Annotated in this window: 9 protein-coding genes; 6 read left to right on the top strand and 3 right to left on the bottom strand. The window is 62.1% G+C overall.

All coding sequences use genetic code 11. The features are described from left to right. Positions 1 to 2 precede the first annotated feature (2 nt). A complete protein-coding gene (locus K9B33_RS04195) occupies positions 3 to 2,705 on the bottom strand; it encodes a TonB-dependent receptor (protein ID WP_224546917.1) in 2,703 nt (900 codons plus the stop codon). Positions 2,706 to 2,980: 275 nt separating this feature from the next. On the opposite strand from K9B33_RS04195, the gene K9B33_RS04190 reads away from it, so the two are divergent. From K9B33_RS04190 to K9B33_RS04180, 3 genes are all read left to right on the top strand, one after another. After that, the gene (locus K9B33_RS04190) at positions 2,981 to 4,015 is read left to right on the top strand and encodes a LacI family DNA-binding transcriptional regulator (protein ID WP_224546916.1); all 1,035 of its coding nucleotides are present in this window, start codon (positions 2,981 to 2,983) and stop codon (positions 4,013 to 4,015) included. Positions 4,016 to 4,370: 355 nt separating this feature from the next. Next, positions 4,371 to 5,927: a long-chain-fatty-acid--CoA ligase gene (locus tag K9B33_RS04185; protein WP_224547092.1), complete on the top strand. Its 1,557-nt coding sequence runs from the start codon at positions 4,371 to 4,373 to the stop codon at positions 5,925 to 5,927. Between the two features lie 156 nt (positions 5,928 to 6,083). After that, the gene (locus tag K9B33_RS04180) at positions 6,084 to 8,540 is read left to right on the top strand and encodes a M20/M25/M40 family metallo-hydrolase (RefSeq protein WP_224546915.1); all 2,457 of its coding nucleotides are present in this window, start codon (positions 6,084 to 6,086) and stop codon (positions 8,538 to 8,540) included. 7 nt (positions 8,541 to 8,547) lie between these two features. Here the strand turns inward: K9B33_RS04180 and K9B33_RS04175 are convergent, their stop codons facing one another. Then, positions 8,548 to 9,600, bottom strand: coding sequence for a Leu/Phe/Val dehydrogenase (locus K9B33_RS04175; RefSeq protein WP_224546914.1), 1,053 nt, complete (start codon positions 9,598 to 9,600; stop codon positions 8,548 to 8,550). Positions 9,601 to 9,726: 126 nt separating this feature from the next. On the opposite strand from K9B33_RS04175, the gene K9B33_RS04170 reads away from it, so the two are divergent. Next, positions 9,727 to 10,188, top strand: a complete 462-nt coding sequence (locus tag K9B33_RS04170; protein WP_224547090.1) for an Lrp/AsnC family transcriptional regulator — start codon at positions 9,727 to 9,729, stop codon at positions 10,186 to 10,188. Positions 10,189 to 10,235: 47 nt separating this feature from the next. Here the strand turns inward: K9B33_RS04170 and K9B33_RS04165 are convergent, their stop codons facing one another. Next, complete coding sequence (locus K9B33_RS04165; RefSeq protein ID WP_224546913.1) at positions 10,236 to 11,381, bottom strand: dipeptidase; 1,146 nt, start codon at positions 11,379 to 11,381, stop codon at positions 10,236 to 10,238. A gap of 99 nt (positions 11,382 to 11,480) precedes the next feature. On the opposite strand from K9B33_RS04165, the gene K9B33_RS04160 reads away from it, so the two are divergent. After that, positions 11,481 to 12,989, top strand: a complete 1,509-nt coding sequence (locus K9B33_RS04160) for a serine hydrolase domain-containing protein (RefSeq protein ID WP_224546912.1) — start codon at positions 11,481 to 11,483, stop codon at positions 12,987 to 12,989. Between the two features lie 214 nt (positions 12,990 to 13,203). Beyond that, positions 13,204 to 15,903 (top strand): TonB-dependent receptor plug domain-containing protein, encoded by a 2,700-nt coding sequence (locus K9B33_RS04155; RefSeq protein WP_224546910.1) that lies wholly within the window; start codon positions 13,204 to 13,206, stop codon positions 15,901 to 15,903. The last annotated feature ends 16 nt before the right edge of the window (positions 15,904 to 15,919 follow it).

The following is a 15,919-nucleotide window of genomic DNA, read 5'->3' as shown; positions in this document are numbered from 1 at the left end:
CATCAGAAGCGGTAGTTGAAGCCCGCCATGAAGCGGCGGCCGTAGCTTTGATAGTTGCGGATCTGGATCGATGCGCCGGTATCGACCGACACGAAGGGTTCGTCGGTCAGGTTCTGGCCCTGCACGAACACCGACAGGCCTTCGAGCGCGCTGCCCTTCTGGAAATCATAGCCGACCTGCGCGTCGACGATGGTTTCCGCGAGCGCCCGGCGCAACTCCCGCTCGCCGCCAAAGCCGACGAACTGGCCGACGAAGGAGGAACGGTAGCGCACCGAACCGCGGGCGTTGAAACCCCATTTTTCGAAGAAGAGCGTGCCGTTGGCGACCCAGCGCGAATAATCGGGAAGGTCTTCCGACGCTGCGCCGACGCCTGGTTTGATGCTGGTCTTGGTATAACCCACACCGCCGGTCAGGCCGAATCCGTCGAGCGCCGGGGTGACGATGTCCAATGGTACGGTGCCCGCGACTTCGAAGCCGTAAAGCTTGCCGCCCTTGCCGTTGACGGGACGGGTCAGCGTGCCGTCGGGATCGGTGACGCCGGGCGGCAGAACCACCGGCAGGCCGGTATAGTCGAACGCCGCCGTCTCGCGATAGACATAGCTTTGCAGCTTTTTCGCGAAGAGTTGCAGGCTGACATAGCCCTTGGTGCCGAAATATTTCTCGAAATTGAGGTCCGCCGCCCAGGCGCGATAGGGACGAAGATAGGGGTTGCCGCCGGTGCCGGTGATGACGCCGCTGGCGGTGTTATAGCCATAATCCAGGCTGACTTTCATATCCTCGAACCGGGGACGCTGGATTTCACGCGCGGCGGCCAGACGGATGACGAAGTCGCTGGGGAAGCGCAGCGACATGTTCATGCTGGGAAGGATGTCCCAATAATTATCGCCCCGCGTCGTCGGCACGAGCGAAGCCGCCGCCAGATTCACGAAACCGCGCGACTTCTGTTCGGTATTCTGCGCCAGCACGCCGAAATTGCCGCTCAGCTCCGCCGATCCCATGTCGGATTTTATATTGGCCATCAGATAGGCCGACATTACCCGCTCCGTCACCGAATAGGCCTTGGCCGGCACATCCTTGCTGGGGTTCAGCGTCTTGATATAGACGCCGTCCGCCAGCAGCTTGAACGGATCGTAGGACAGGATCGGGCCGACGCCGATGAAGCTCAGGTCGGTCGCCGCCAGACGATATTGCTCAGGCAGCACCAGCGACGTTGCGCCGTTCGCAAGGTTCAGCACATATTCTTCCGGCGTCTTCGACTTGGTGCGGTCGACATAGCCCAGGCCCGCCGTGATCTTCGACAGGAAGCTGCCCTCAATCTCCTTGCCGAACTCGACCTGATAGCTTTTGATCTCGTCGTCGATGATGCGGTTGTTATAATAGCCTTCCTGATGGCCGAGCGGCGCGCCGCCGCCCCAGCCGAGCGGATCGGTCAGCACCATCAGATTGGAATCGCTATAGTCGAGCTGGTGGCTGGTGAAATGGGTGCCCTTGCCGTCGCTGACGAAGTCCAGCGTGTCGGTCGCGCCATTGCCGGGACCATAGCCGGTGCCGGCATTGGATTCGAGTGACAGTTCGTTGCGATCGGTGCGCGAATAGCCGAAGTCGAAGCTGGCCGACCAGCCATCGTCGCCGGTATATTTGGCGTTGAAGCCGCCCGAGAAGATCTTCGACTTGCGCTCATAGCCATGGTTGTTGACCACGGCCTCGACACCGGTGAACGTGCCCTTGTTGATGAAGTCGCCGTCGGTGCCGATGCTGGCCGGCACCAATGTCGCGCCGCTCCAGTAGAGCGGGAATTCGACGCCGCGCTTGATCTGCTTTTCCTTGAAGTCGCCATAAAAGCCATCGAAGGTCAGCAGCAGCGTGTCGGTCGCCTGCACCTGCACCGCACCCTGGATGCCCAGGCGCTTCAGTTGGGTGGATACCCCGAACGGCTTGATGCCGCCGATCACCTTGTCGCCATTCGGCCCGTCGGCATAGCCCCAGGCCTCGAACTCCTTCGACTGATAGGGTTCGTCATTATAGGCTGCGGACAGTGACACGCCGATCCGGTCGCCGGCAAACTGACCGACATAGGTGCCGGTCAGGCGATAGCCCTTGTCCTTGCTGTCGGCATTTACCTTGCCAAGATCGGTATAGACGCCGCGCGCGCCGACCGAGAATAATTCCTTGCCATAGTCGAGCGGACGGATAGTGCGGATGTCGACGGTACCGGCCAGACCCTGGTTGATGAGGTTAGCCTGGGGCGACTTGAACACATCGACGCGGCTGACGACTTCAGACGGATATTGGTCGAATTCGACATTGCGCTGTTCGCCGGTCGAGGTTTGCGGACGGCCGTTGAGCGTGGTCGAAGACAGGTCGGCGCTGGCGCCGCGGATCGCGATCGAATTGGCGCGGCCGAACAGGCGCTGGGATGTCAGGCCCGGCAGACGGGCGATGGATTCGCCGATCGATGCGTCGGGCAGCTTGCCGATATCCTCGGCCGACACCGATTCCACGATCTGCGCGGCGTTCTTCTTCACATTGACGGCGCTCTGCAGCGCGGCGCGGAAGCCGGTGACGATGATCGTGTCGTTGGCTGCATCCTGCGGCGCGGCGTCGGCTTGCGGGGCGTCCTGGGCGAAGGCGGGGATGGCGGTCGTCGCCATGATGGCCAGAAGCGATGCGCCGAACAAACGGACGCGATGATGATGTTGAGCCACTATTATCCTCTCCCCCATGAACATCGGACAGACTATTGGCCGATGTTGGAACCCTGGCCGCAGGCGTGGCTGTGCAGCGCCACGTTCCTGCGGGTAGGCCGGTCATACGCCCCGTTCGCGCAGCCCGGCCATAAGGCATACGTATACGCATAATATGCGCGCCGCCCGACTGTGGCCGTGATGCCACTGGGCCATGGTCGCCAGGGCCACGATTGCCTTGCTTTGCAGCTCGCCCTACCATGGCTGTGGCGTATCGACCGCGCCGGGAGAAGGATATGGGGCGCCAGCCCAGCAGCAAGCCGACCAGCTTCGACATCGCCTATCTGGCCGGCGTGTCGCAGCCCACGGTCAGCCGGGCGCTGCGCGGATCGCGATCGGTCAGCCTCGCCACGCGTCAGCGGATCGAGGCGATCGCCCGCGAACTCAATTATTCGGTGGACAAGAACGCCTCGTCGCTCCGGTCGCAGCGGTCGAACACGATCGCACTGCTGTTCTTCGAAGATCCGACCCCCGACGAATCGAACATCAACCCCTTCTTCCTCGCCATGCTGGGATCGATCACGCGGCAATGCGGCGCGCGCGGACTGGATCTGCTCATCTCGTTCCAGAAGATGGAGGATGACTGGCATGTCCGCTATCAGGACAGCCATCGCGCCGACGGCCTGATCCTGCTCGGCTATGGCGACTATACGCTCTATGCCCGGCGATTGACCGAACTGGTCGATCACGGCACGCATTTCGTCCGCTGGGGATCGGTCGGAGAGGCGACGATCGGCCCGACCGTGGGGTCGGACAATATCGGTGCAGGGCGACTGGCGGGTGAGCATCTGCTGGGGATCGGTCGGCGGCGCATCGCCTTTCTGGGGCAGGCGGACGAACATTATCCCGAATTTGCCGACCGCTACCGGGGGCTGTGCGACGCGATGGCGATATCAGGCATTGCGCCCGACCCGGCGCTGCAGGTCGATGCGCTGACCGCAGAGGATGCCGGGCACGCCGCCGCCCGGACGCTGATCGCGCGGGCCAGGCCTTTCGACGCGATCTTCGCCGCGAGCGACCTGATCGCAATCGGCGCGATGCGCGCATTAGCCGAGGCGGGCCTGTCGGTTCCGGACGACGTCGCCATCGTCGGCTTCGACGATATCCCCGCCGCCAGCCTGACCACCCCGCCGCTCACCACCATCATGCAGGACATGAAGGGGGCCGGGCAATTGCTGATCGACACGCTGGTCGCGCAGATAGAAGGAAAGGATCGGCCGGCCAGCATGTTGCCCGCGCGGCTGGTGGTGCGCCGAAGCGCGGGTGCATAGCGGATTACGCCGACTGCAAAAGTTCGGGATAGGAAAACATCATCGGGATGATCGATAGTGAAAAAATATTTCTTTTTTTGAAAAATACTTGAATTGCGTTCGGGAAGCGAAGACACTCGGCGCCTGGAGAAGGAAGGGCGATGGCAGCAGCCATAGGCCCAGCTGAAAAGGTGGCATATGATCCCTTTATCTGCGTGGCCCGTCATGTGCAGCCGCATGGCCGGCGTCGCGTTGGGGCGGCGCTCTTCACCCGTCCAAAGCCTTAACCTCCCATCATGATGTCGCGGTCGAGGATGTGCGTCGTCGTTCCACTTTGTCGTCCTGTCCCCGGCATGCCGGAGGCGATCGGGTGAACATGCCCAGAATTCTGTCGACGCCTGGCGCGAACGCCTATGCCTATCCGCTGCTGATCCGCCATCTGCTCGCCAATGTCGCGAACCAGACGGATGCGGAAATCGTCAGTGGCGAGCTCCGCTTCGGCTATCGTGCGTTCGTTGATCGCGTAGCGCGGCTGGCGGCCTTGCTGACGGCGCGCGGCGTGCGAGCCGGCGATACGGTGGCGGTGATGGACTGGGACAGCCACCGCTATCTCGAATGCTATTTCGCCATTCCGATGATGGGCGCGATCCTCCAAACGGTGAATGTCCGGTTGTCGCCCGCCCAGATCGACTTCACGCTGCGCCAGTCGGGCGCGTCCTTCCTCCTCCATCATGCCGATTTCGCGCCCCTCTGCGCCCAACTATTGCTGGCGCTGCCGCAGATTGGGGGCCTGATCGTCATGGACGGGGCGGACGAAGACAATGATTATGAAGCGCTGATCGCCGCCGCCAGCCCCGATTTCATCTTCGGCGATTTCGACGAGAATGCGATCGCCACCACCTTTCACACCACCGGGACGACGGGCGATCCCAAACAGGTCTTCTTCAGCCACCGGCAGTTGGTCCTGCACACGATCGCGCTGGCGGCGACGCTGGCGAACCAGCCCGACGGGCAGGGAATGCGGCGGACGAATGTCTACATGCCGATGACGCCGATGTTTCACGTCCACGCCTGGGGAATGCCCTATGTCGCGACGATGCTGGGTGTCAAACAAGTCTATCCCGGTCGCTATGATCCCGCGACCTTGCTGGCGCTCAAGCGTCGGGAGGGCGTGGATTTTTCCCATTGCGTGCCGACCATCCTGCGTATGCTGCTGGACGCCAATGCAGCCGGCGGAGACAGTCTGGCGCCCTGGACCTTCGTCATCGGCGGATCGGCACTGCCGGCTGCTTTGGCGCAGGAGGCCGAAATGGCTGGCATCACGATATTGGCCGGTTATGGCATGTCCGAAACCGGTCCGGTGGTGGCGCTGGCGCGGGGACCACAACAGGATGTGGCAAAATGTTGCCGTGCCGGCTTCCCCGCTATCCTGGTCCAGGCCCGGATCGACGTGGACAAGGGTGGCGAACTGCTGCTGCGCGCGCCATGGTTGACGCAGGGCTATGCCACGCAGCCGGATTCCGACACATTGTGGGCAGACGGATGGATGCATACGGGTGACGTCGCGGCGTTGGATGGCGATGGCGCGCTGCGCATTGTCGATCGGCTGAAGGACGTCATCAAGTCTGGAGGGGAATGGGTGTCCTCGGTGGATCTTGAAGATTTGCTGGTTGCGCTGCCTGGGGTGGCGGAGGCGGGCGTCATCGCCATGCCGGACGCAAAATGGGGCGAGCGGCCTGTCGCCTTCATCGTCGCGGCCCGGGGGGCAACGCCGTCCGATATGGATCTGCTATGCGTGCAGCTCCAGCAGCATGTCGCATCGGGTCGCATCAGCCGCTACGCCATTCCGGAGAGGCTTTTGCTGGTCGAAGCGCTGCCGCGCACCAGCGTCGGCAAGATCGACAAAAAAGCGCTGAGAGCAATGCTGGCATGACGCGGCGGGGCTTCCCCTGATCTTTTCTGCAAATGCCTCCGCTGGCGTGCGTTCATATGCCCCATCCCCCGCAAGCCCTTTTGCGTTGAGGCAGGAAAACGGACGGGATTATTTTCGTAATTTGATTATTTTCTACAAATAAGACAATAAATGTCCATGAAGAAAATTTATGCTGACGAAGCCGCCGATCAACTGTCCAACTCGCTGTCGCGTTGGGCGCTCGCCCTGCTCGTCATTGCCTGCGGGGTCGCGCTTGGGATCATGGCCAACCGCTTGCCCGCGCCTAAATCCGCCACCGCGCCGACGACCGACTTTTCCGCCGATCGCGCCATGCAACATGTCCGCGCCATCGCCACCCGCCCGCATCCGACCGGATCGCCGGAGATAGACGACACCAGGCGTTACCTGATGAAACAGACCCAGGCGCTTGGCCTAAATCCGCTGCTCCGCACGCAAACCGCCATTTCGGCGCGACGCTATTTCAACGATGTCGCCCCGGCCGGCCGGATGCAGAATATCGTGGCGGAATATCGGGGAATCGATCCCACATTGCCTGCCGTGCTGCTGATGGCGCATTATGACACCGCGGCGCTGTCGCCGGGGGCGGGGGACGATACGTCGGGCGTGGCGGTTGCGCTGGAAGTGGCGCGCGCGCTCAAAGCGGCGGGTGCGTTGCGGCGATCGGTGATCTTCCTCTTCGCCGATGGCGAAGAAGCCGGCCTGCTGGGATCGACCGCCTTTTTCGCAAGCGATCCTCTGCGCCGACGCATCGGGCTGGTCATCAATCTGGAAGCGCGGGGCGACAGCGGCAGGGCGCTGATGTTCCAGACCAGCGCCGGAAACAGTCGCCTGATCGATGTCTATCGACAGGCCGTCCCGTCGCCTGCGGCCGACTCGCTGCTCGTCACTATCTACAAACATATGCCCAACGACACCGACCTCACGGCGGCGCTCGACAAGGGGCTTGCTGGCCTGAATTTCGCCTTTGTCGGGCATCAGATGGCCTATCACACGGCGCTGTCCACGCCCGACCGGCTGAATGCCGGCAGCATTCAGCATATGGGGGATCAGGTGTTGCCGGCTGTCCGCCTGTTCGCTCAGGCGGACAGCCTCGACCGGGCGCAGGATGACAGCATCTTTTCCGACCTGTTCGGCCTGTTCCTGATCGCCTACCCGTCATGGCTGGGGTGGGTGCTGGCGATTGCGACGATCGGCGCGACTTTCGCCATGACGGGTGTCGCTTTGGCCCGGCGCACCATCGACTGGCGCGATATGCTGGCTGGCGCGGGCGGTCTGCTGGCTCTGCTGCTGGGCATCGCGACGATGCTGATGCTCGCGCTGCGCCTGGCCGCCCTGATCGTGCGCGACCTGTCGACCCCCTATGCGCTGATCGGCCAGTTTGGCGCGCTGCTGGCGGCCACGGCCCTGCTGGGCATCAGCTTCGGTCTGCTGTTGCTCGGCGTCGCCATGACGGCAAGGCCCAAGGTCGCGGCCCTGGGGCTGGGGATAGCGGGTCTGGCGACAGGCTTTCTCGGCAGCTTCAGCGCGATTCCGCTGATTGTAGGCGGCGGCGCGGCTCTCCTGGTTTTCGCCAATATGCGACGACCTGTATCGTTGAACGGCTGGTTTGCGGGAGCCATGACGTTGGTCGGGCTGCTGGCGCTCGCGTTCCAGATCATGTTGCCCAATGGCGCTCATATTCTCCTATGGCCGCTGCTGTTGTTCGCATTGCCGCTGGCGATGCTCCTGTTCGCGCCCATTAGCTCCCTTCAGCCGCTGGGACTGTTGGCGATGACGGCGCCGGCCATCCTGATCGCGGGGTTGATGGCTCGTGCGGGCTATGACTTCTTCCTGATGATCGGGGTGTCGCTCCCGGCCATCGTAACGCCCTTCATCCTGCTGACACTGCTTGCGCTGGCGCCACTGCTCTGGTCGTCGCGCAATCTCCTGCGCGTCGCCTCGATCGGCTCGGTCGCCGGCTTGGGCCTTTTCGTTGCCGCGGCCATTGATGCGCGAACGCCGACGGCGGACAATCCGGACATGGTCGAAGCCTTCTACATCGCCGACATCGACAGCGCGCGCGCCAATTGGGTGAGCGCCAGGCTGGATCGCGCCGGCTGGGTCCGGCGCACGCTGTCGCAGGATGGCGGTGTGCCTCGGCTGGGGTCGATCGCGCCAATCGCCAAGGACGATCATTGGATCGCGCCGGCAAAGCCCGCCGCCTTCGCCCGGCCGGTGCTGCGATTGACTGCTACCTCTGCCGGTAATGGGCATCGCATCAACCTCGTCGCGGCCAATCGCAATGGCGGGCGGTTCATGCGCCTATTCTTCAAGCCTTCGGTGGAATTGCGGAACCTGCGGCTGATGGATCAGCCGGTGTCAGGGCCGATCAAGGCGGGCGATTGGTCGTCTATGACCTTCCACGCCAGCGGAGCTGATCCGGTGCATGTCAGCATGGATGCGGCCGGACCGGGCCAGATGGACATCCAGTTGATCGAAGTCCGGGACCAGTGGCCCGAAGGCGCGAAAACGATCCCGTTGCCGCCGCACAGTATCCCGTATCGCCGCGCAGGCAACAGCCTGATCCTGGCCCGCGCGGCGCTTAGATGGTGAGGTCGGTTCAGGCAGCCTGACGGCTGGCGGCGGTGATGATCCGTTCGGCCATCTCGTCCGCCACCCATGCGGGGGAATGGCCTTCGCGGCGGGCGAGATCCAGTATCTCGCCGGCGCGGGGACCGATCTGGTCGACGCGAGCAGCGACGCTCGCGCGATCCTCGCCCAGATATTCGGCCGACACGCTGATGATGCCGCCGGCATTGACGACATAGTCGGGCGCATAGGCGATACCGCGTTCCAGCAGCAGGTCGGCGACTTCGGACGAGGCGAGCTGGTTGTTCGCGGCGCCGCAGACGAGCCTGGCCTGCATCGCCGTCACGCTTTGCACCGTCAGCGCGCCACCCAGAGCGCAGGGCGCGAAAATGTCCGCCTCAACCGATGCGATCTCGTCGACATCGACGATATGGGCGTCGAGGACGGCGCTCAATGCATTGCGACGACGCGGGTCGATGTCGGCGATGATCAGCCGTGCGCCCGCATCGGCCAGGCGGCGGCACAGGCTGGCCCCGACATTGCCGGTTCCCTGGACCGCCACGGTCAGGTCCGACAGTTCGGCGCCCAATGTCATGCGGGCGGCGGCCCGCATCGCCTCGAACACCCCCAGCGCCGTCCAGGGCGAAGGATCGCCACCAGCCTGATCGTCCGATGAATCCAGGCCGGCGACATGACGCGTCGCGGACGATACGTCGCGCATGTCGGCGACGGTCGTGCCGACATCTTCGGCGGTGACGTACAGGCCATCCAGTGCCTCGACCGCGCGGCCGAAGGCACGGAACAGCGCGGTACGATCGAACGCCCCTTCGGGGCGGCGCAACACCGCCTTGGCGCCGCCAAAGGGAAGGCCGGCCAGCGCATTCTTGTAGCTCATGCCTTCGGCCAAGCGACAGGCGTCGTCAAAGGCCGATTCCAGATCGGGATAGTGCCAGAAACGGCACCCGCCCGCCCCCGGACCGATGGCCGTTGAATGGATGGCGATGACCCCGTCCAGGCCGTTTTCGGGATCGAGCAGACGCACTGATTGCATCGGCGGGTTCAGGCGGGCAGGGCGGACGACCATGATTTTCTCCTCTGGGATTGCCGCCCGGCTTATCCACCGTCGCGCGAGAAGAAACTTGCCTCATTTTCCGGTCAATCCGAGGATGGCGGGATGATTTATCCGACACTGTGCTATAATGTGGATAATATGATCGATCTCGATAATTTCGAGCGGAAGATTCTCCGCGAATTGCAGCGTGACGCGAGTCAGACGACGGCGCAAATCGCTGAGAAGGTCGGACTGACGCCATCGCCTTGCTGGCGTCGCATCGACCGGCTGGAACGGGAAGGTCTTATCCGCAAGCGCGTGGCGGTGATCGACCGACGCAAGGTCGGGCTGAATGCCCATGTCTTCGCACAGGTGAAGCTCAATGCGCATGGTCGCGCCAATCTCGATGAGTTCAGCGAAGCCATCCGGGGCTTTCCGGAGGTGCTGGATGCCTATGTGCTAATGGGCACGATGGACTTCATGTTGCGGATCGTGGCGAAGGACATCGACGCCTATGAGCGTTTCTTCTTTGAGCGCCTGAGCAAATTGTCGGGCGTGCAGGAAATCAATTCGACGGTGGCCCTGTCGGAAATCAAATCGACGAACGAACTGCCGATCTGATGGCGGCGGCGGCATTTTGATCGCCCCGCCGCCATATTCCGTCGATATTATTTCCAGGTCGTGCCCAGCAACCGGCGGAAATTGCCACCCAGCACCGCCCGGACATTATCGTCGGAATAATTGCGGCGCACCATTTCCTCTACCAGATTATACATCTTCAGCGGGTCGTCGAATCCATCCGTGTCGATCTTGTCGCGAAAGGCGTAACTGCCCTTGTAGCCGGCCTTCAGCTTGGCATAGGCGGTCGGTTCCATATCGTCATAACCGTAGATGTCAGCGTCCGACCCGATGCCGACCTTGTCGATGCCGATCAGCTTGGCGACATGATCGACCTGGTCGACCAGATTGGCGATGGTCGTCGGCTCCTGCGCGGTGAGGAAGTTGCGCACCCCTGTAATGCCCATCACGCCGCCCTTGGCGCCCAGTGCCTTGATCGCCTCGTCCGTCTTGGTGCGGGGATGGTTGTTGAGCGCCCGGCAATTGCTGTGGGTGATCGCGATGGGGCCGCTGGCCATGGCGATGGCGTCCAGCGTTGTCTTGTCGCCGCAATGGGACACGTCGACCACCATGCCGACCTTGTTCATCTCCGCGACGATCGCGACGCCATAGTCGGACAGGCCGCCGTCGATACGATCGGTGCAGCCCGATCCTATTCTGTTCTGGCTGTTATAGGTCAACTGCGACACGCGCTGTCCCAGTTGATAGAATGTCTTCACATCCGCCAATGTTTCGAAATGGTCGCTATTCTGAAGGCCCATGATGACTCCCATCCGGCCGTCCGCCTTTGCTCGATCGAGGTCGGCACCCAACCCTATGCCCTGGAACAGATGCGGATTGCGCGCGACGAAGCCGGTCCAGGCCAGTAGCCATTGCAGCGTTTCAGAGCGCGCGTTCGGCCCGCCAATGCCGATACTGTTGTGGAAGGCGGTAATGCCGCTCGCGCGGAAATCCGCCGCCCATTTTTCGCTCACCGGCTCGGCATAGACGTCCGGGCGGAAGTCGAGCGTCAACGGCCCCAGCATGTCGATGATGAGCGACCCTTTCACCAGATCGGTCACTCGCTTCGAATAACGGCGCGGTGAAGCCGCATGGGCCTGATAGAGGCCGCCATTGATCATCGGAAAAGCCAGTGCCGCGGCTGTGACCGTGCCGGCCAGCAATTGCCGCCGCGAAACGCTGTTTATCTTGTCCATGTCCAATCCCCTTTTGTCGAATTGGAAAAGAGTTTGCCGATTATCCTTCATCCTGTATAGAGAAATAATTCCTGATACGAGAATATATGAGGGGCGGAAATGATGCATCTCGACCATCATGACAGGCGCGGGTGGAGGCTCGCCTTGGGCGGCGCCGCGGCCCTTCTGCTGCTGGCGCCGTCCGGCAATATGGCGTTGGCGAAGGTGCCGCAGGCATCGGCGCCCGTCTCCCTCGACAGGAGTCGCGTCGTGGGGCTGCCGGATTTCATCGACGGCATTATGGCGCAGCAGATCGCGCAGCGCGAAGTGGCGGGGGCTGTCATTACCGTCGTCTATCGTGGCAAGGTAGTGATGACGCGCGGCTATGGCTTCGCCGATGTCGATCGCGGCATTCCCGTAGATGGGCAGCATACGCTGTTCCGGCCCGGTTCGGTGTCGAAGCTCTTCACCTGGGCGGCGCTGATGCAGCAGGTGGAGGCCGGCAAAGTCGACCTGGATGTCGACGTCAATCGCTATCTCGATTATGCAATTCCGCCGTTTGAAGGCAAGCCGATCAAGGTTCGCGATCTCTTCGCCCACGCTGTGGGGATGAGCGACCTGTCTTACGCCGAAGGAGAGTGGGAAAAGGAAGAGGCCTATCAATCCTTCCTCAAGACTCATATTCCCCAGCGGCTCTGGGCGCCCGGCGGAGAGATTTCCTATTCCAACTATGGTGCGGCGCTGGCCGGCTATATCGTCGAGCGCGTGTCCGGCGAACCCTTCCCGGATTATGTGGAACGCCATATTTTCAAGCCGCTTGGCATGACGACCAGCACATTCCGCGAACCGCTGACGGGTGCCAATGCCGCCCATATGGCGCTGGGATATGCCTTTGCGGACGGGCGTTACAAGGCGAAGCCTTATGAGCGCTATGACAAGATCATGCCCGCCGGATCGGCCGCGGCGACGGCGCCTGACATGGCGCGCTTCATGCTGGCGATGTTGGGCAATGGCGCGCTGGGTGCGGCGCGCATCCTGAAGCCGGAATCGGTTCATTTCCTCGAAAGCGACTCGATCGCTAACGCGCCGGGGCTACCGGGCATGGCCCATGGCTTCATGGTCGCGCGCGAAGCGGGGCCTCGCCTGGTTGGTCATGGCGGCAACACCATGGATTTTCACAGCTATCTGCTGCTTGCGCCCGAAGCGGATTTTGGTTTCTTCGTGTCGATGACGGGCGGGCAAGGGAGCTATGGGGCTCGCACCGAACTGAGCGACGCGATCGTCGGGCGCCTCTTCCCACAGGCCCCTGCAACGCGCTGGACGCAGGCTGGCGCGACGCCACCGGTCGGCGCTTACCGCGTCAATCGTCGCGATTATGCCAAGCCGGCCGATCCGGCGGGCGATCTCAAGCTTTCAATTCAGGGCGAACATGGCCTGCTGGTCGAGGCGCAGGGACGCAAAAGCTATTGGGAGCAGATCGGGCCGACGCTCTATGAACAAGTGACCGGCGCACGAGCGGGTGGCCCCTATGACCGGCTGCTGTTCTACGGCGCGCCGGACGATCTGCGCCTTTCCTTCGGTTCCCAGCCGCACGTTACCTATCATCTGGTCCCGTCCACCGGGAAATGACTCGATCCCACGCCGCCGATCAACTCGATCGGCGGCTTTATTTTTCTGATATGACAATTTTATCTCATTTAGGATTGAGTTGTCCTCATATTAATGTTCTTATCCTTCTCACTTGAATCGGAGGAAGCGGTTACGTCAGGCGAGAAATAGGCGAAGTATAAGCGGACGGCCTTGGCGTGCTGCGCCCCTTCGATGGGTGCAAAGGGGTATGAGCATGAAGTCCAACCATTTGTTGTGGCTTGCGGGCACCGCGTTGGCGGGGATCGCAGGCATGTCGCCCGCCATGGCGCAGCAGCCGGCGGAACAGGTCGCAGAATCCGAAATCATCGTAACCGGATCGCGCATCCAGCGGCAGGGGTTCGACGCGCCCACGCCCACCACCATATTGGGGGTAGAACAATTACAGCAGGGCGATCGGCCCAGCCTGGCCCAGGCGCTGAACGACATCCCGCAATTCCGGCCGACATCGACCCCGGAAACCACCACCGGCAACACCACTGCCGCTGCTTCACCCGCCGATTTGCGCGGCTTGACCGCGGTGCGCACGCTGACGCTCCTTAACGGACATCGCTTTACCGGCAGCGCCGATCTGAACAGCGTGCCGCAGAATCTGATCAAGCGGGTCGATGTGGTGACGGGCGGCGCATCGGCCGCCTGGGGTTCCGGCGCGGTCGCGGGTGTCGTCAACGTCATTCTGGACGATGATCTGGCCGGCTGGAAAATGGGCGCCAACACCGGCATCTCGTCGCGGGGTGATGGCTACCGTTTCGGCGGCGACATGGCCTGGGGTACGAAATTCGCGGGTGATCGCGGCCATATCATGGTCGGCGGCGAATATCTCAAGAGCAAGGGCGCGTTCGATCGCGATTCCCGGCCGAACCTGAACGGCGGGCTGTTCCAGCGCGCCGACGGCCAGCTCGTGCTGACGGATGACGTCAACTATACCATTCTCAATCGTGGTGGATCGATCCTCAGCACCTCCGCGGTTCCCTATAATCTTGTGTTCAACCCGGACGGATCGGTCGGCCCGCTACCGTTGGGCAGCGAAACCTTTGGCCAGCAGACCATCGGCGGCGGCGGACAGAGCATCTATGATTATCTGTCGGTCAGTACCCCCTATGAACGAACCAATCTTTTCGCCCGTATCAGCTACGACCTGACCGACAATCTGAAGATCTGGGCCGAAGGCAGCTATAACCGGATGGCGGGCGACTTCAGCTTCTTTCCGGAAACGCCGATTTCCGTCATCCAGCAAGATAACGCATTCCTGACCGCAACCGCCAGGTCGCAACTGGCGGCGGCAGGCGTCACCGGCCCCTTCATCCTCGGCCGTATCCTGGACGATGTCGGGCCGGACGGCATGTTGCGATTCAACTATGCGCGCCGCAATCTGGAAGGGGCGATCGGGCTGGACGGCAGCTTCGGCAATGGCTGGAGTTACAAGCTCTATTATGACCATGGCGAATTGCGAAACCGCCAGACGCTGGGCAATCAGCGTATCGCGGCGCGCTTCAACAAAGCGATCGACGCAGTGCTGGTCAATGGCAGCCCGGTCTGCCGTGTCAATGCGGATGCCAGCACGGCCAATGACGACGCCGCCTGCGTGCCGATCGACATTCTTGGCAATGGCAAGATCAGCGATGCTGGCCGGGCCTATGCCTTTGGCGATGCCTCCTCGACCAGCACCACCAAGCTGGACGCGGCAGGCTTCAGCGTGAGTGGCCAGCCTTTCTCCACCTGGGCCGGTCCGGTCGACATTGCAGTGGGCGGCGATTTCCGCTGGGAAGAATTCGTTACCAACTCGATCGACGCGCTGTCGGCGACCCGCGCTTTCGCTACGCTCAACTATGCGCCCACCAATGGCGGCTTCAACGTCAAGGAATTCTTTGCTGAAGTCGCGATACCGCTGCTCGACGTAGCGGACACGGCCAAACTGGAAGTGAACGGCGCGGCCCGCTATTCCGATTACAGCACAAGCGGTGGCATCTGGTCGTGGAAGACTGGTGGTACTCTTCGACTGGTCAACGATCTGCTGTTGCGTGCCGTCTATTCACGTGACATCCGTTCGCCCAGCATCAACGAATATTATTTGGGTCGTGCCACCAACATCGGCAATATGCAGGATCCGTTCCGCAATAATTCGGTAGCGCTGAACGTATTCAGCTATACGGGCGGCAATCCGGCGCTCGACCCGGAAATCTCGCACACTTTGACTTTGGGCGGTTCCTATTCGCCGCACTTCGTGCCGGGACTGCGCCTGTCGGTCGACTTCTACAAGATCAAGATTGATGGCGTAATCGTTACGCTTGCACCACAGGACGTGCTGAACCTCTGCGCTGCGCAGAATCCGAACGACAATCTGTGCGGTGGCCTGATCGAGCGTGACGCCAATGGCGGCCTCGTCTCGGTTCTGCGCACCTATCGCAACCTCGCCCAGTATAAGACCAAAGGGCTGGATATTGAAGCCGCCTATCAGGTGCCGGTAGGGGCGGGGCGTGTCACCGTCCGGTCGCTGGCGACCCATGTCATGGAACTGCTGATCGACGACGGCGTCACCACCACCGACCGCGCGGGTATCGTCGGAGGCGACACGGCCTTCTCCACGCCAAAATGGCGAGTGACGACGTCGGTCGGCTATGATGACCCACATTTCGGCGCGGACCTGCGCGTCCGGCATGTCAGCGGCGGAAAATATACCTATGTGCCCGGTCCGAACGGCCAGTTGCCGCTCAACAACGACATTGGCGGACGCACCTATGTCGATCTTGCCGTCCGCTTCAAGGTGGGCGCCTTCACCCTCTACGGCAACGTCAACAACCTGTTCGATCGCGATCCGCCGCTGTCGCAATATACCAACGCGAATTACGATGTGATCGGCCGCTACTTCTCCGGCGGCGTGAAGCTGAACTTCTGATCGCCCGACAGCGATA

Origin of the sequence: Sphingobium sp. 3R8 (genome assembly GCF_020166615.1) — a bacterium.
GTDB classification, from domain to species: domain Bacteria; phylum Pseudomonadota; class Alphaproteobacteria; order Sphingomonadales; family Sphingomonadaceae; genus Sphingobium; species Sphingobium bisphenolicum.
Note: the sequence above shows the minus strand (reverse complement) of the source record. Positions and strands in the feature narration are given on the sequence as shown.